At 56.8% G+C, this 15,556-nt stretch carries 15 protein-coding genes and 3 pseudogenes; 6 read left to right on the forward strand and 12 right to left on the reverse strand.

The window, feature by feature from the left end; all coding sequences use genetic code 11:
- Positions 1-95 precede the first annotated feature (95 nt).
- The 10 genes and pseudogenes from KXJ60_RS10855 to KXJ60_RS10900 all read right to left on the reverse strand — a co-directional run.
- On the reverse strand, positions 96-1,592 hold the full coding sequence (locus tag KXJ60_RS10855) for an IS5 family transposase (RefSeq protein WP_291127106.1): 1,497 nt from the start codon (positions 1,590-1,592) through the stop codon (positions 96-98).
- A gap of 147 nt (positions 1,593-1,739) precedes the next feature.
- A complete protein-coding gene (locus tag KXJ60_RS10860) occupies positions 1,740-1,928 on the reverse strand; it encodes a hypothetical protein (protein WP_081266257.1) in 189 nt (62 codons plus the stop codon).
- Between the two features lie 29 nt (positions 1,929-1,957).
- Positions 1,958-2,749, reverse strand: a complete 792-nt coding sequence (locus tag KXJ60_RS10865; protein WP_081266375.1) for a sterol desaturase family protein — start codon at positions 2,747-2,749, stop codon at positions 1,958-1,960.
- 67 nt (positions 2,750-2,816) lie between these two features.
- A complete protein-coding gene (locus KXJ60_RS10870; protein WP_082548887.1) occupies positions 2,817-3,116 on the reverse strand; it encodes a DUF6166 domain-containing protein in 300 nt (99 codons plus the stop codon).
- 13 nt (positions 3,117-3,129) lie between these two features.
- Entirely contained in the window at positions 3,130-3,855 is a 726-nt protein-coding gene (locus KXJ60_RS10875; protein WP_081266255.1) for an ATP-binding cassette domain-containing protein, read from the reverse strand.
- Positions 3,849-4,643, reverse strand: coding sequence for an ATP-binding cassette domain-containing protein (locus KXJ60_RS10880; protein ID WP_066123746.1), 795 nt, complete (start codon positions 4,641-4,643; stop codon positions 3,849-3,851). Before KXJ60_RS10880 ends, KXJ60_RS10875 begins: the two co-directional genes overlap by 7 nt.
- Positions 4,640-5,656 (reverse strand): branched-chain amino acid ABC transporter permease, encoded by a 1,017-nt coding sequence (locus KXJ60_RS10885; protein WP_056581651.1) that lies wholly within the window; start codon positions 5,654-5,656, stop codon positions 4,640-4,642. Before KXJ60_RS10885 ends, KXJ60_RS10880 begins: the two co-directional genes overlap by 4 nt.
- Positions 5,653-6,534 carry a branched-chain amino acid ABC transporter permease gene (locus KXJ60_RS10890; protein ID WP_056581653.1) on the reverse strand — a complete coding sequence of 294 codons (882 nt, stop codon included), beginning with the start codon at positions 6,532-6,534 and terminating at the stop codon, positions 5,653-5,655. Before KXJ60_RS10890 ends, KXJ60_RS10885 begins: the two co-directional genes overlap by 4 nt.
- A gap of 77 nt (positions 6,535-6,611) precedes the next feature.
- Positions 6,612-7,874 (reverse strand): ABC transporter substrate-binding protein, encoded by a 1,263-nt coding sequence (locus tag KXJ60_RS10895; protein ID WP_056581658.1) that lies wholly within the window; start codon positions 7,872-7,874, stop codon positions 6,612-6,614.
- A 305-nt stretch (positions 7,875-8,179) separates the two neighbouring features.
- Positions 8,180-8,633: pseudogene (locus tag KXJ60_RS10900) on the reverse strand (DDE-type integrase/transposase/recombinase); the annotation flags it as partial.
- Positions 8,634-8,789: 156 nt separating this feature from the next.
- On the opposite strand from KXJ60_RS10900, the pseudogene KXJ60_RS10905 reads away from it, so the two are divergent.
- Positions 8,790-8,921 (forward strand): annotated as a pseudogene (locus KXJ60_RS10905) (IS110 family transposase); the annotation flags it as partial.
- A gap of 114 nt (positions 8,922-9,035) precedes the next feature.
- Here the strand turns inward: KXJ60_RS10905 and KXJ60_RS10910 are convergent.
- Together KXJ60_RS10910 and KXJ60_RS10915 are read right to left on the reverse strand one after the other, a co-directional pair.
- The gene (locus tag KXJ60_RS10910; protein WP_082548890.1) at positions 9,036-9,731 is read right to left on the reverse strand and encodes a GntR family transcriptional regulator; all 696 of its coding nucleotides are present in this window, start codon (positions 9,729-9,731) and stop codon (positions 9,036-9,038) included.
- A gap of 282 nt (positions 9,732-10,013) precedes the next feature.
- Positions 10,014-10,948 (reverse strand): annotated as a pseudogene (locus KXJ60_RS10915) (IS5 family transposase).
- A gap of 249 nt (positions 10,949-11,197) precedes the next feature.
- Between KXJ60_RS10915 and KXJ60_RS10920 the strand changes: the two are divergent.
- From KXJ60_RS10920 to traG, 5 genes are all read left to right on the forward strand, one after another.
- Positions 11,198-11,953 (forward strand): SDR family NAD(P)-dependent oxidoreductase, encoded by a 756-nt coding sequence (locus KXJ60_RS10920; RefSeq protein WP_056581660.1) that lies wholly within the window; start codon positions 11,198-11,200, stop codon positions 11,951-11,953.
- Positions 11,954-11,963: 10 nt separating this feature from the next.
- Positions 11,964-12,680 (forward strand): alpha/beta hydrolase, encoded by a 717-nt coding sequence (locus tag KXJ60_RS10925; protein ID WP_082548893.1) that lies wholly within the window; start codon positions 11,964-11,966, stop codon positions 12,678-12,680.
- A 227-nt stretch (positions 12,681-12,907) separates the two neighbouring features.
- Positions 12,908-13,852 carry a LysR substrate-binding domain-containing protein gene (locus tag KXJ60_RS10930; RefSeq protein ID WP_066123738.1) on the forward strand — a complete coding sequence of 315 codons (945 nt, stop codon included), beginning with the start codon at positions 12,908-12,910 and terminating at the stop codon, positions 13,850-13,852.
- Positions 13,849-14,127 (forward strand): EexN family lipoprotein, encoded by a 279-nt coding sequence (locus tag KXJ60_RS10935; RefSeq protein WP_056581661.1) that lies wholly within the window; start codon positions 13,849-13,851, stop codon positions 14,125-14,127. Before KXJ60_RS10930 ends, KXJ60_RS10935 begins: the two co-directional genes overlap by 4 nt.
- Before the next feature lie 236 nt (positions 14,128-14,363).
- The coding region (gene traG / locus KXJ60_RS10940; RefSeq protein WP_291127117.1) for an IncP-type conjugal transfer protein TraG at positions 14,364-15,556 on the forward strand (1,193 nt) is incomplete at its 3' end.

Consider the following 15,556-nt stretch of genomic DNA (forward strand, 5'->3'; position numbering starts at 1 on the left):
ATCAATGTGGCACGAGGTACAAGCTCAATGTAGTGGGGCGCCCCTGACCGGCAGCTTGCGAATGCATTACATCGGCGGCCCTGAAATATTCGTTTTCAGCCAGCGGTCAGTCGTGGTGCCGGCTCTCTGATTGCGTTGACGGCGAGGTTGCGCAGCATGCGAGGCCAGTTGGGCGATAGGGCTGCGGCTTGGCACAGGCGCAAATAAAGCCGCCGCAAGAAGGGCACCCCCTTCTTGGCAATCATCCGAAGCAGCCAGCGGATGTTGTAGCCCGCCGCGCACAGCACCGCGTGCAGTCTGTCCCCTTGTTCGCCTTTGAGATGGCACCGATCCATGCGGTGGTCCGCCTTCAAATGCCCGATGATCGGCTCGATCGCCTGGCGCCTCTTGAGCAGCTTTCTCTCCTGGGTCGTGAGCGTCTTGTACTTGCCCCGGTGCTTGATGGCCACCCCTGGGTTGTCCGCATCCACGCCCCGGTAACCCAGGTCCACATACGCCGTGGCGGGCTTCACCCCCGTGTCTTGCATCAGGATGGCTGCCTGCTCCAGCTGGGTGCTCAGCGTGTGGCCGTCGTATGGGTTGCCGGTGAACGCCCTGGCCCCCACGATCAGGTTGTGCTTCAAGGTCGCGGCAATGCCCACCTTCACCCCGAACTCGTAGGGCGTCCTGCTCTTGCCCTTGGCAATGCACTCCACTTCGGGAGCGTGCCAAGCGTAGAGCTTGGATGATCCGCTGGTGTTCTTGCGGCTGCGCGATTGATCGGCAATGCGCTGCGCCTTGCCCAGCACACCGTCCAAGGCTTGGCGCACCGCTGTGCTCAACCCATTGGCCTTGCGCTCGATCTCACGCACCAGGCGGCCCACCACCGTGCTCTGGCGCTTGATCACGCGGCGCATGCGCTTGAACTGTCTGGCGTGCGCGTACCGCCCGGCCTTGAAGCGCAGCAGCTGGCCCTCTTTGGCGAAGGTCTGCTTGAGCTCGATGCCAACTCCTTGCGCGGCTTCCACCAGCTTGGCACGCGCCGTCTCCAGAAGCTTGGAGTCCGTGGGGTGCGCCACCGCCTTCTCCTGCACGGTGGAGTCCACCACCACGGTGGCCAGCGCGGACGCCGGAATCAGCTTGAGCGAGACGGCCAGGTTCACGGTCTGTGCGAGCAACTCCTCTACGCCTTCCTCACCGAGCAGGCGGCGGAACTTGACCAGGGTGGTGGCGTCGCATGGCAGGCGGGGTTCAAAGTAGGCCTGACCCGAGAAGAACTGGAAGTTGGGCGAATCGCTCCAGCGCTCGACCACGGCCTCGTCGCTGAGGTTGAACGCATGTTTGAGGTAGAGCAGTGCAATCATGGTGCGCAGGGGAACGCGCGGGCGCCCGGCGTTGGACTTGCGGCCCACGGGCGCTGGCGCCTCACCGAACAGGTCCAGATCGGGCAACGCCTCACCGGTGTGTGCGCGGCGGGAGAACAGATGCGCCACAGAAGCCTCGATCTGCTGCCACGGCATGCGAGAGGCCAACACCGCCAGCGAGTGGCGCAGGTCGATCATGTGGTCCAGGCGGGCGCGAAAGAAGTCGTCGGTAGCGGCATCAGCGAACATCAAAATCTCCCAGAAACTGATGCCTATTGGAATTCAAACCGGGAGTTTTGGGTATCCGTGATCACCCCGAAACATAAGCATTCATGCGGGCGTCAGGGGTTTTGCAGGAGCGACGAAGTAGAAGTAATCAGAGCACCCCTCTGCCGCTCAATTGGCGTCGACAGGATCATCCCTGCTTACCTCAGGAAAAATCCAGATCGAAAACACCATAAACCCGCCCAAGAAAAATGCAGCCCAACCAGCCGTTCGAAGATCAATCGAAAACTCATACAAACCTATCACCCCGAAGAGCATCAAAATCAGTATGGAAATAATTACTTTGAATTTAGTTGGCATTTAATCACTCCGGATATTTGGCAGTCATGTTAGAAGCTTGCCGATTTCACAACGCCATCATTTGAATTGGGTGTACGAACTGTTTTTCGAAGATCTTGCTTCAAATAACGCGTGCTGTAGCCGTTAAAGATATGACCCCAAAATCCTCTTTTGAGATCGGAGGTTCCAAACAACCAATCAAAAATAGGGGTTCCGATACCCATATTAACTTCCATCATCAATGGATGATCGTGATGCGCCGTATGATGCCGGCGCGCAGTATTAATAATCGGCGTATTTCGAATAAGCCAGTTGTCGTTCACATGGCATGAGAAATGAACGAGTTCATAGAACATGTAGCTACCCGTCAGCGCGGCCATCAACAGCCAGCCGAAATTAGGGGAGAGAATCCAGCCAGCGACGAGCGATGGCACGAGAGACAGCAAGGTAAGCACGATCATTGTGAAAGGGGGAAAGAACGTTACACGCCAATCTCTATGATCCGCGAAACGCATTTCTTCGCGCGTAAAGAACTGATGATGCATCAATGTGTGTCGCACATAGAGCGCCCGGAAAATGACGTTCTTGCGAGGCCGATGCATTACATGCGCATGCAGCAAGTATTCGGTGAGTTGATAAGCCATGAAACCCAATGGCAAGGCCAGCCATTCCCACAGTTGGACGTTGCGAAGATTGGCAGCATAGATGTAGAGCGCCGTGAAACCGCTGATGGCAATGATCGCCAAGTGCAGCCAACCGTGGTACCAACCCGCCACACGATGTCGATACTCTTTGCGATATCGACGCTGGCGTTCCTTCATCATAGTAGATTGAAGCTCCATGAAAACCTCCAATTAAATTCACCCCAACAGGGGCATGCCTGCCAACAACACTCGATTTCAGCCGCAGTCAATACCTTGACTTGCTTCGTAGCCAGTTTTCAATATCTGCGGAAGCAATGCTCCACTCATTATCAAAATTTGCAACCATGACCTTCATGAAAGATTCGCAAGAATCAGCGGAAAGATTCAAGTCACCGGTGTGATCCAAAAGAAGAGCGAAAGCCAACTGCCGCGGCTCGGCACCTTCGTACCCCCATTCGAACCCCATTTCCGCATAGCGACGCAGGTCGGTCCGGTCAGGCAACAATTGGCCATCGGCGAGCACTTTAATTCCATCGATAGTTCGATCGCCCGTATATGTCTTCATATCTCGCCCCTGGTCAAGTTTGAGGTTCCGCATCCACGGCACCCGCGATAATTTTCATAACCTCCACGTCCCCGAGAGCTCCGCTCAACGAGCCCGTGTAAATAATTTCACCGCGCTCAATCACCACTAGTTTATCTATGTAATCTGGAACATGATGCAAATTGGATTCAGCCATCACAATGGCTTTCCCAGATTGGCGAATCGCGGCGACTCCCTCCGCTACAAGTGGAATGATGGCGGGTGAGAGACCTTCAAAAGGTTCGTCGAGTAAAAGGAGTTCTGCGTCGAGAGCCAATGCGCGGGCGATAGATACCATCTTGCGCTCGCCACCCGAAAGCTCTGCCCCCCCGCGTTTACGGTATCGTTCCAGCTTGGGGAAAATACGATATGCTTCCGAAATGCGCTCCGCAGCAGGTCTGCCACAGGTACGAGTCCACGTCGGAAGTTCAATGTTTTCCTCGACCGTGAGGTCGGCATACACTTCCGATTCTTCAGGGGAAAAGCCAATGCCCAGTTGCGCAATCTGCCATGTGCTCAAGCGCGCAAGATCTTTATCTTCCCACGAGATGCGCCCGGAAACGGGCCGAAGATAGCCCATCAACGACCGAAAAGTGGTGGTCTTTCCCGCTCCATTTCTGCCGAGAAGACATACCAGTTCACCGGCGCGAACCTCAAGACTGATACCTCGAAGAATTCGACTTCCCTGGATGTCCACGGTCAGTTCGGACACGTTCAGCATGGCTGGTGTTCCCCCTCGTTTTTTTTCTGACTACTGTGGACAGGGCCGATCACTGCTTCAAGCATCAAGGAGTCCTTAAAGAAAACATCCGGAGACATATCTCCAATCACACGCCCTTCCTGAAGCGCGATCACCCGATGCGAGTAACGTGCGACCAGTGTCATGTCATGCTCGACTTGAATGATGGCGCTCACCCCTTCCGAGCGTGCCGCCTTCACTAACAGTTCCATAATCCCGTATTTGTCTCCACTTGAGACGCCCGAAGTAGGTTCATCTAAAAGGATGGCCTTAGGACGAAGTGCAAATGCGCTGGCGATATCAAGGAGTTTTTTCTCTCCTTGTGAGAGAGAACCAGCTCGTTCAAAAAGCTTGTGATGCAAGCCAAGTGTTCCAGCAATATGCTGAACTTCGTCCTCGATCTGAGGATCTTTGGTCAATGTTCGTAATGGATTCGAAGCTCTACGCAACCTTGAACTTACAGCAACTGCGATCGTCTCCCAAACGCTCACCTCTGGAAAAATATTGACCAGCTGGAATGAACGGGCCATGCCCATCGCAGCCAACTTAACCGGACCTACTCCAGCAATACTATTTCCCATGAAATGCACCGTCCCTTGGGAGGGGGCCGCCAACCCCGTCAACACATTGACGAGTGTGGTCTTCCCTGCTCCATTCGGGCCGACTATTGACACGAATTCACCGCCTCCGATCTCCAAAGACACATTCTTTAGAGCTTGGTACGATCCATAAGATTTGGATACATTGCATGCGCTCAACATGGCACTCATTGGGCATCTCCCCTTACACGACGTTGCAAGTGATTGGAAATCGTGCCGATCAATCCTTCTGGAAGCACAAGCACGAGAAACACCAACGTAGCACCCAACATAAATCTCCAGTAGGCCGTACTCGATACCAGTACTTCATGCAGCAGAACAAAAATGAGCGCCCCTACCCCAGGCCCCACAAAGGTTCCAGCCCCCCCAAGAATCATCATGAAAATAAGATTGCCTGACTGAGGCCAATACGCAAGCTCCGGATCAGCAAGTCCAGTGGAAACCCCCAACATCGCGCCAGCGATTGCACCGAAAACGCCAGACACTACAAAGGCAAACAGTCGGAGGCGATAGACACGTACGCCAAGGTACCGAGCCTTGCTCTCATTGTCTCTAATAGCGCGCAGCTGGAGGCCAAGAGGCGAACTGACGATGCGCCAGGTGAGCAATCCGAGCAGCACATAAACTATCAAACAGTAGTAATAGAACGGACCACTGAGAAACTGAGTCGCAGTCATATCCCAATCCTGCCCCAGTAACATCGGCCGCAGGACACGCATACCTTGATCACCTCCTGTCAAGTTGTAGAACTTGAACAGGAAAGAGTGAAGAAGCATGCCAAACGCAAGTGTGAGCATGCCAAAGAAGATATGTGTGAAACGGACACAGAGAGCACCAATCGCCAATGCGAATAGTCCTCCCAAACTCGCTGCTGCGATCAAGATCAACTCAAAGTGGAGAACGCCCGCCTGGGTCGCTGCGGCCGCCACGTATGCCCCTACAGCCAAGAACATTGCATGGCCAAAGGACAGCAACCCCGTGTAGCCAAACAGAAGATTCATGCCGAGAAGAGCGATTCCAAATGCCAAGGCAGGCATAAGCATCACGGTGCTGTACGGCGTTAGCATCAAAGGTGCAATTGCAAGTCCAGCTAGCAACACAACAAATGGAATAACGCCGTTAAGCAACCGCGGCTTCGGCCGAGGCCGAATTCTCGGAGAAATTACGTCAAATACTGCGCTCAAGATGCGCTCCTTCCAAACAATCCAACAGGGCGAATCAAGAGGACAACAACGACAACTAGATAGATGGAGAGAATCTCCACTTCAGGAGCTAACGAAACTGCGAACGCCCGCATGAGCCCGACAATGATGGCGCCAACAGCAGCCCCAGCCATGCTGCCCAAGCCCCCGATCACAACAACTGCAAAGGCCTCCACCACGAGTTCAGCGGCCATGGTCATAGAGGCAGCCGAAGTGGGAATAACCAATGCCCCACCCACAGTTCCTAGAATGCAGCCCAGCGTAAAAACCATTGTGAATACTTTGGATGAATTAACACCCAATGCTTCAGTCATGTTCCGATTTTCAGCCGTAGCCCGTACGATCCGTCCAATACGGGTTCGCTTGAGTGACAATCCTAAAATCATTGCGATTAGGATGCTCGCTCCAATGACAAGAAAGTTATATACAGGGATCTGCAATCCACTTATGTCGATCGTTCCATATATTCCATATAGAGAGCTGTCCATTGATCTCGGTGCAGCACCCCAGAAAAAACGAAAAACATCCTGGAACATCAGCAAAAGACCAAAGGTCAGCAAAAGTTGATAGCTAGGGTCTCGCCTATATACGGGACGTAACAACAACTCTAACGGAGCTCCGACTGTTCCAACGAGTACACCAGACAACACAAGTGCTGGAACAAGAAAAATCATCGGCATTTGCCATTGGTGCAAGAGGCCGACAGCCGTAATAGCAAAAAACGCTCCCAGCGCATAGAACGAACCACAGGCAAGATTGACGACCTTTTGAACGCCAAAGATGAGTTGCAGACCGCAGGCGACAAGAAACAAAATCGCGGCTTGGAAGAGACCGGCTAAAAAGAGGTTGGCATACTGCATTGAAGCATCCATTTCATGCGTGTACGGAATTTTTAACTTAGCGGAGTACGCTTAAAGCACACTCCGCTAACGAATAATTACACGCGGAAATCTGCAGTCTTGATCCATTTCCAGTAGTCTGCGCCTGCAGGCTTCTGCAATTGATCAGAAAACGCGGCGGTAATATCGGACAGCCCCGGGTACTCATGCTGAGTACTGTTCTTACTGAAGCCTTGGTAGAACATCTGTTCGGCAATCTTGTCGGCCCGATAACGCCCTCGGCCACCTAGACTTTCGATGTCGTTTCCGGCAATGGCATCAGCGATCTCATCAGTTTTTGGCCAGCGGCCGGCAGCCTTCGCCGCCTTCTCGACACCGGCTTTGTAAGCCATCAGATTGAAGTAGGCGCGGTCAGCCGATGTGGTCGGAATGGCCTTGTAGCGGTCCCTGTATTCCGCAACAAACGACTTCTGCAATTCGGATGCTCCGGGCAAGTCAAAGTAGAAGGTGTTCTGCCCCAGCAATGCACCCTCGGGAACGAAACTGGACCGCAGGTCATTGATTTGACCACCCGCCACGGTCGACACGATCTTTGCGTTGGCCAGCAGACCTGCCGCGGAGGCCTGCCGAAGAAAGATAGGAAGATCGGAGAGGAAGAGCGAATTGAAAATCAGATCAGGCTTGGCGGCGTTCAATGCCGCCACGTTCGTCGTGAGATCGGTGGCACCAACCCGGATCCATTGCTCAGAAACAACCTTGGCCTCGATGTCATAGCGAGACAACAACGTCTTGAACGTTTCCCAGCAGTTTCGCCCATACGAATAGTCGGAATTCACTCCTGCAATAGTTGCGAACTTACCTTTGAAGCGTTTGATGGCCATGAGCGAACTCATCACTGCTTCACACTCGTTGTCAGTCGACCGGAACACAAAACGAGTTTTTGGCATCGACTCTTGCACTCCGTTTTGTGTCGTTCCATCCCAGCACTGGAGCAGAACACGCTCATCCTCTGCGACGGGGGCGACTGCCAGAGTAACGCCGGTAGAAATCAGTCCATGAATGGCGTCCACCTTCTCCTGCAGTGCCAGATGGCGAAACCGCTCAACTGTGTCCTTGGGAGTGGTCTCCTCCTGAATGACGAGCTCCACTTTCCTACCTGCAATCCCCCCCGACCGGTTGATTCGGTCCACCCCCCACCGAACGGCTCGAATGCTGTCCTCCCCCATGAAGGCAGCCACCCCTGATCGCGGCGCCAACAGGCCAAGACGCAGAGGTCGGTCCTGCGCAAACAGAGGCCCACCCACAGATATCGCCGCCGCACCCAGGGTTGCTTGGGTAAAAGTCCGCCGACTTAACTTCATTTTGTCTCCTTTGCATGACACAGATAGATGAGGACCAATCGATGTTATGCAGTTTCGCAGTCATATGCCAACTTGCATGACACAAGTATATTACATGAGCGGCAAAAGTATCTCATAGAGGGTTTTCCCTTGAAATGAGGTACTAAGAGGATGTGCGGCCGAGAGGTGGCCCCATCGGTCTAAACACGAGTCGGGCGACGACAAGTGGAACGCTGCCGGGGTTGACCGCAGTGCAGAGATGTCCACGGTGGCGGGCGGGCGTCGCTTGCGCGAACGCACGACCGACGCGGTGGGCATCTCGTGTGACCGCCCATGCTGATGGCGATGCCCTCGCCCTTGAGCCGCTCGGTGAACACCATGCTGGTGAACTGCGAACCCTGGTCGGTATCGAAGATCTCCGGCTTGACGTGACGCGCGATCGCATGGTCGAGCACGCGCACGCAGAAGTCCGCTTCCATCGACATCGACACGTCCCTGGCCGGGACCTTGCGGCTATGTCAGTCAATGATCGCGGCCAGGTACACGAAGCCGCGTGCCATCGGGATGCAGGTCAGGTCCATCGCCCAGACCTGGTTCGCACGCTCGATCGCCAGGCCGCGCAACAGGTACGGGTAGATCACACATGCTGCGGCTCGTGTTGGGCTTGCTGTACAGCGCCTTGATGCCCATGCGCCGCATGAGGGGCGCCACGTGCTTGCGCCCGACCTCGAAGCCTCGTGCCTTGAGCATGTGGCGCGGCATGCGGCTGCCGGCGAACGGTTGACCTCCAGCGCCACCTTGGCCTTGAACGCCGGTGAGAAGTTCCGGCGTGGTCTTCTGCTCATGCTCTCGCTCCATGTCAGCCCGCTCTTCGCGGACCGCTCACAGGGCAGAGTTTTCACTCATCGCCGTGTTCAGATTTCCGGGGCCACCTTTGTGGTCCAGCGGCGCAACAAGAACGTGGCGGCGGTGGCACTCGCCAGCAAGAACGCTCGAATCGTCTGGGCGTTGCTGGCCCGTGATCGGCGTGACGAGACGGGTTACAGGAAGGCGGCCGAGGTCGCGTGATCGAACCTTTGAAGTTTCCAACTTCTTGCTGTACGCGAAATCGAGGCAGGGTCAAACTGCCTGACTTAATCTCCGCGCGCCGGGGCCAATTCGCAGCACCAAGGTACCCAAGTTCTAATTGGTGATGGTCTCTCGCGCAAAGCTCTCGATGTAGTCAACAAGACGATCGGAGGCCGCAGCGGCATCCTTAGAGTGACCCCTGGCTATCGCCTCGGCCATTTTTGAATGCAATGTGGCCGCCAGCGGAAGATCTCCAACCCTGCGATAGTGCTCGAACCAGAACCTGCGCGATAAACCGCGCATGAGCGCCATCGTCTTGGTTATGAACTCATTGCGAGCCGCTTTCCACATGCACTCATCGAGTTCTCGATCTAGCTGAGCAAAAAGCCCTTCGTCGCGCGCGCTAGCTGCATGAAGCAGAGAAGCGCCGATCTGGGCAAAATGCGCCCTCTCCTCCTCTGTTGCCCGCTCTGCTGCGAGTTGTGCGAGAAGACGTTGCACTTCCCTTCGCAACTCCAGCAATCGGAGTTGGGTGCGAATATTGGTTTCGGAAACAAGAACCCCTCGCTTGGGGAGGACCACAACCAGTCCCTCTCCGGCGAGACGCTGGAGCGCCTCTCTGATTGGTGTTCTACCAATTTCCAGCAGTTCCGACAAACCATACTCAGAAAGCACCACGCCTGGTGCTAGCTGCAGAGTAATGATCATCTCCTCAAGCCTCTTATAAGCCTGCTCGGCCAGAGTCGGCGCTTCAGTTCGGTTGGAGTTGGATTTTTGTCTCCTAGAGGAAACAGCGAGCGACTTCTTCATGCAATGCCTTTGCCGGTATAAAACGAGCCCTTCGTCAGCGCGATGGGGCAAAAAACAAGTTGTGTCCTGTTGACATGCTAGCTGAACTTGGACAGCACATGGTCCTCGGCCGCTTCGCAGTGCCCTTGCTCTGGGTCCACTGTATCTGGTCCGTTGTCCGCGACCTCTGCATCACCTACGCGAGGAAAGGTCTGCGCAACGTGATTCGCAGCGCCGATTCGGAAGCATCTTGACTACGCCACGCTACGCATGGTTGCTTCAAATCACTGCCCGTACGCGGCGCTACATGATGGTTTCGGTGCCCTTCGAGGCCGCCCCGCATAAGGCTGCGGACGCACTCATCCCTGCGCGCCCCATCAAGCTGCGCCGAGCCATCCACAGGTTCGACAGCGCGAACAGCGTGACGATCTGAACTGTGTTCTTCGCCAGGCCGCGGTACCGCACCTTCGTGTAGCCGAACTGCCGCTTTAATACACGGAACGGGTGCTCGACCTGGGCTCGGATGCTCGCCGTCAGCTTCTCCGCCTGCTCTGCCAGGAAGTCGGGCTGCAGGAATGGGTTCAGCTTGCGGCGGTCGCCGGCGCGCATCGCCACGTGCCACTGCAGCCCCTGAGCCTCGCCGCGCTTGTGAACGCCGCGGTAGCCGGCGTCGCCGAAGGCGACCTCCTCAACGCCGTGCAGCAAGCTGCCTGCCTGCGTCACGTCGTTCACGTTGGCCGACCAGCCCACGACGCTGTGCACCAGTCCCGACTCTGCATCGACGCGTTCTTCGTCGAACTCGGCGCTGCGATCAGCGTGGCGTCGACCACCTTGCACTTCTTCATCAACAGGCCCTTGGCCTGCAGGATGTCGTTGACCACTCGCAGCATGTCGGTCGCCAGGTCGTGCTTCTCCAGCAGGTGGCGGAACCTCAGGATCGTCGTCTCGTCCGGCAACCGCGCCACGTCGCATGGCTTGGCGAACTCGCGAAACACGGGCATGTCGTGCAGCGCCTCTTCCATCGCCGGGTCGCTCAGCGCGAACCACTGCTGGAGGTAATGAACCCGCAGCATCGTCTCGATGGCAAACGGCGGCCGGCCCGTCTTCGCCTTCAGGTAGTACGGCTTCACGATCTGCACCAGCGCCGACCACGGAACCACGCGCTCCATCTCCTCCCAGAACTCCCGCTTGCGCGTCTTCTTAGTCGACAGGTTCAGGCCCAGTCCGAGTTGCTTCATGCCGCAGATCATCGCAGGGCGCTGCCGTTCACGCTACGCGGCCAGCGCCTGAGTTTTGCAGACATTCCCTAGAGCCCGAATGACGTAAGCGGCGGCAAGCGAGAGTCAGCCTCGACTCGCGTCAAGCTTCTTAGCCAGCCGACAACGGAATCTTGCTGACATCTTGAATATTACCGAGATATGTGTAAGATGCTAGACGGCCGAGACTCTGAACCCCCTCTGCCCTTTTCATATTGCAAGGAGACGTGTATGAGATTCACTGGAAAAACTGCTTTCGTGACAGGCGCCGCGAGCGGCATTGGTGAAGCCACAGCAAGGATGTTTGCGCGCGAGGGCGCGCGCGTGGTCATCGCTGACCTACTAGAGCAAGAAGGCCAAGCAGTCGCACAGTCGATTACCGAGGGGGGTGGCGAAGCATGCTTCGTCAAGCTAGACGTCACTGAAGAGGAAAACTGGAAGGAAGCCCTTCAGAAGGGGGAGCAATCCTTCGAAGCCATTCATATCGTTGTAAGCAATGCCGGCATAAGCGGTATGGTTCCTGATCATGAAAAGGTCGACTATCTCGACCGACTGACGTCAATCCATATCCGCGGCACCTTCCTAGCCATCCGCCATGGCGCCCGCGCCATCACTCGTGCAGGTGGGGGATCAATCATCACGATTTCCTCCATCGCAGCGTATGCAGGCATGCCCGGTCTCCACATGGGCTATTGCGCCGTGAAAGCCGGGGTGTTGGCCATGACGCGCTCTGCTGCAGGCGAGTACGCAAGATCAGGGATCCGGGTAAACGCCATCGTTCCCGGTCTTCTGCCCCCCATGCGAACCTCAGTGGTGTCCGCTGATCCCAAAATGCGGGAAAAGTTCTTTGAAACCGTTCCACTGGGCGGCACCGGTAAGCGAGAAGACGCCGCGAACGCAATCTTGTTTCTTGCATCAGAAGAGGCTGGGTACGTGACTGGCGCCGAGATACTGCTGGACGGCGGCTTCTTGGCATATCGATACTGAGTCTCGCCCCATGAACACCTTTGTGATGGTCCATGGGGCCTGGTCAGCAGGTTGGGCGTGGTGGCGAATGCACTCTCTCTTTTTGGCAGCGCATCACCGACTCCTGACGCCAACCTGTACGGGGCTGGGTGAACGCTCGCACTTGCTTGGACCTCGTATCGACCTGCATATGCACGTCGATGATGTCGTCCGTGCTATCGAGTCGGAGAACCTCAACCATGTCATCTTGGTCGGGCACAGCTATGGGGGAATGGTCGTGACTGGTGTGGCCGACAGAATCCCCGATCGGATTCAACAGTTGATATACATCGACGCACTACTACCGGAGTCCGATGAGTGCGCATTGGATCTCATGCCAAAGGCTCAGCGAGCCGCCATCCTGGAAGACGTCAAGAACAATGGATTCGGTTGGCTGGTCCCCCCAAGCCCACTTCCGCCGGACACCCCTGACCATGATCAAAAGCTCGCCCAAGGGAGGCGCGGACCGCAACCCCTTGCTACGTTCACATCTCCTCTATGTCTAGCGGGAGAAGCTTCAAACATCCCTTCTGCGTATATTTACTGTACGAAGACTGGTCTGTATGACACCTTTGGTCTTTCGGCGTCCCGCGCTCAAGCCCGAGAAGGGTGGAAATATTATGAGCTGCCTGCTTCGCACAACCCCCACATCACCATGCCAGAGCAACTCACCACCTTGCTCTTGTCAATTGCCGATTTAACCAACTAAAAGGCTCCTCCTCGAGTATCGACGGAGTGTGTCTGCGGCCATCGTTGCACACGTAAGGCCAGGCTCTCAACGATTCGGGAAATGCAATCGTGGCGGGGCGTCATGATCGCTCCGATTTTCATCCGATCTACATCTGTACGGGACGCCAATCGTCGTCCACACAGATCGTTGTGACGAGATTGAGCATGGAGGCTCTGCGATGAAGATGCATTTTGAGAGGGCACTATATGGAGCTTCGTCATCTGCGTTGCTTCTTGGCCGTTGCTGAAGAACTCCACTTCGCACGAGCAGCGGAGAGGCTGCACATTGAGCAGTCGCCTCTGTCGCGCGCTATCAAGGAGTTGGAGGTGGAACTCGGGGCGGTGTTATTTGCTCGCACCACTCGCAGCACTCGATTGACGCTCGCTGGCCGACTGTTCTTGGAACACGTGCGTCGCGTGTTCACTGTCTTGGAGCAAGCCCGCGATAGCGTGAAAGCGGCGGCCAATGGTTTCCATGGGCAATTGCGAGTGGCATTGTCGGACGGCATCACACCGTCGCGCCTACCGGCTCTGCTGGCGCTATGCCGACAAGAAGAGCCTGAACTTGAACTCCGATTCTTCGAGGTACCGCTATCACAGCAGATCAAAGGTCTGCACGACGATCTGTACGACGTGGGGTTTGCGCAGTCTGATGAAGTAGGTGACAGCATCGCCGCCATACCTGTATGGCGAGACGCGCTCATAGTAACGGTGCCAGCCCGGCATCCGCTGCTTGCGTACAAGCGCATTCCTTTGGAGGAGTTGCTGCGCTATCCGCTGGTTCTATGCGATCCACAAGTTTGCGAAGGCCATGCCAGATTCGTAGATCGTGTGCTACGCCGGGCCGGCACGGAGCCGTTGGTCGCAGAACGGGTTGCTACGTGCGATCTGATGATGGTGCTGGTGTCGGCTGGCCTGGCGCTTGGGTTTACGGGTGCCGCGCGCATTGCCGCTAACCCTGACGCAGGTGTGGTGGCCCGACCGCTGGCATTGCGCGTGCCGCCGCTGACAACTTACCTACTGTTCCCCGAAGGCGAGCCGTCCGATGTTCTGGCCCGGTTCATTGAGCGCGTGCAGGCCATTGAATCTCCGGAACCCCCAAGGCCCAAGCCGGGCCATCATTCCGATCCCTTGGAGGAATCCACGCCATGAAGAAGCTCATCCAGTTCCTGCTGGTGGCCGCGCTGACTGCCTGCGGCAATTCCGAGACGCCACAAACGACCAACGTTCCGGAGGCGAATATCCCGACGGTGGAAGAACTGGCGGCCAACCCCGAACGGCTCAAAGAGCTGCGCCAACAATGCAAGACGGATCGCCCCAAGCTGGGCGACGTGCTGTGCAATCGGGTAGCCGAAGCCACGCGCAAGCGGTTCTATGGCGACGGTGAAACGCCGTACACACCACCGAAGGAATCAGCCAAGTTCTGATCGTTGGCGGTTCGCAGCATCGCCTCAATATTTCTGCTCGACACGCCGCAATGCGTTATCGCTTGCGGTGTTTTTCATTGGTTCGCCCCTGCACTAATTCTGTCTTTTTGCTCGACCTTTCTGCTCGAAGCAGTCTTTGACCGGCACTGACCCGACACCCATCCTGACGCCTGCGGCACGTTCTTGTGCCGCCTTCCCCATGAGGAATCAGCGCAGGAGAAATCGGAGGCCAGGTCATGCAAGGGACGAACGTGCTGTTCGGTCAGATCGCCGTGGTATTCGGCATCGTGATCGCCGGCGTGTGGGGCGCCACACAATGGACAGCAGCGGCTCTTGGCTATCAACTACGCCTTGGCTCGCCCTGGTTTGACCTTCTCGGCACACCGATCTACCACCCGTGGAAGCTGTTTGAGTGGTGGTTCGTTTTCGATGCCTACGCGCCGCGCGTGTTCGATACCGGCGGCGCCATCGCGGGCGGCAGCGGCCTGCTGGCGGTGGTGGTCGCCATCGGCATGTCGATTTGGCGCTCGCGCCAATCGCGCCTTGTCACGACTTACGGCTCTGCCCGCTGGGCGAACGCGCAGGACATTCGCATGGCGGGCCTCACGCAGCCGGCCGGCGTGTTCCTGGGCCAGCATGACCGCCAGTACCTGCGGCATGAAGGCCCGGAACATGTCCTGACCTTCGCGCCCACGCGCTCCGGCAAGGGCGTGGGCCTGGTGGTGCCCACCTTGCTGTCCTGGCCCGCATCCGCCGTCATCCACGACATCAAGGGCGAGAACTGGCAGATCACCGCCGGCTGGCGCTCGCGCTTCTCACATTGCCTGCTGTTCAACCCGACCGATGCGAAGTCGGCGGCCTACAACCCGCTGCTGGAGGTACGGCGCGGCGCGCATGAGGTGCGCGACGTGCAGAACATCGCGGACATTCTGGTTGATCCCGAAGGCGCGCTGGAGAAGCGAAACCATTGGGAAAAGACCAGCCACGCACTGCTGGTCGGGGCCATCCTGCATGTGCTCTACGCGGGCAAGGACAAGACGCTGCGCGGCGTCGCCAACTTCCTTAGCGACCCGGCCAGCCCCTTCGAGCTGACCTTGCATCGGATGATGACCACGCCGCACCTCGGCGATGGGGCGCATCCGGTCGTCGCGTCGGCGGCGCGTGAAGTCCTCAACAAGAGCGACAACGAACGCTCGGGCGTGCTGTCCACGGCCATGTCGTTCCTCGGCCTGTACCGCGATCCCACGGTGGCCGAAGTCACTTCGCGCTGCGACTGGCGCATCGCAGACCTGATCGCGGCAGCGCATCCTGTGTCGCTGTACCTGGTGGTGCCGCCTTCGGACATTTCGCGGACGAAGCCGCTCATTCGCCTGATCCTCAACCAGATCGGTCGGCGCCTCTCCGAATCGCTCGATGGCTCCGATGGCAT

It is taken from the genome of Hydrogenophaga sp., assembly GCF_019264445.1.
In the GTDB taxonomy this organism is placed as follows: domain Bacteria; phylum Pseudomonadota; class Gammaproteobacteria; order Burkholderiales; family Burkholderiaceae_C; genus Hydrogenophaga.

Bases quoted from the DNA above. Each gene is read 5' to 3' on its own strand.
- KXJ60_RS10895 (WP_056581658.1), bottom strand. From the start codon at position 7,874: ATGAAGTTAAGTCGGCGGACTTTTACCCAAGCAACCCTGGGTGCGGCG.
- KXJ60_RS10930 (WP_066123738.1), top strand. From the start codon at position 12,908: ATGGAGCTTCGTCATCTGCGTTGCTTCTTGGCCGTTGCTGAAGAACTC.
- KXJ60_RS10890 (WP_056581653.1), bottom strand. From the start codon at position 6,534: ATGCAGTATGCCAACCTCTTTTTAGCCGGTCTCTTCCAAGCCGCGATT.
- KXJ60_RS10855 (WP_291127106.1), bottom strand. From the start codon at position 1,592: ATGTTCGCTGATGCCGCTACCGACGACTTCTTTCGCGCCCGCCTGGAC.
- KXJ60_RS10920 (WP_056581660.1), top strand. From the start codon at position 11,198: ATGAGATTCACTGGAAAAACTGCTTTCGTGACAGGCGCCGCGAGCGGC.
- KXJ60_RS10935 (WP_056581661.1), top strand. From the start codon at position 13,849: ATGAAGAAGCTCATCCAGTTCCTGCTGGTGGCCGCGCTGACTGCCTGC.
- KXJ60_RS10865 (WP_081266375.1), bottom strand. From the start codon at position 2,749: ATGGAGCTTCAATCTACTATGATGAAGGAACGCCAGCGTCGATATCGC.
- KXJ60_RS10870 (WP_082548887.1), bottom strand. From the start codon at position 3,116: ATGAAGACATATACGGGCGATCGAACTATCGATGGAATTAAAGTGCTC.
- KXJ60_RS10880 (WP_066123746.1), bottom strand. From the start codon at position 4,643: ATGAGTGCCATGTTGAGCGCATGCAATGTATCCAAATCTTATGGATCG.
- KXJ60_RS10875 (WP_081266255.1), bottom strand. From the start codon at position 3,855: ATGCTGAACGTGTCCGAACTGACCGTGGACATCCAGGGAAGTCGAATT.
- KXJ60_RS10925 (WP_082548893.1), top strand. From the start codon at position 11,964: ATGAACACCTTTGTGATGGTCCATGGGGCCTGGTCAGCAGGTTGGGCG.
- KXJ60_RS10910 (WP_082548890.1), bottom strand. From the start codon at position 9,731: ATGAAGAAGTCGCTCGCTGTTTCCTCTAGGAGACAAAAATCCAACTCC.
- KXJ60_RS10860 (WP_081266257.1), bottom strand. From the start codon at position 1,928: ATGCCAACTAAATTCAAAGTAATTATTTCCATACTGATTTTGATGCTC.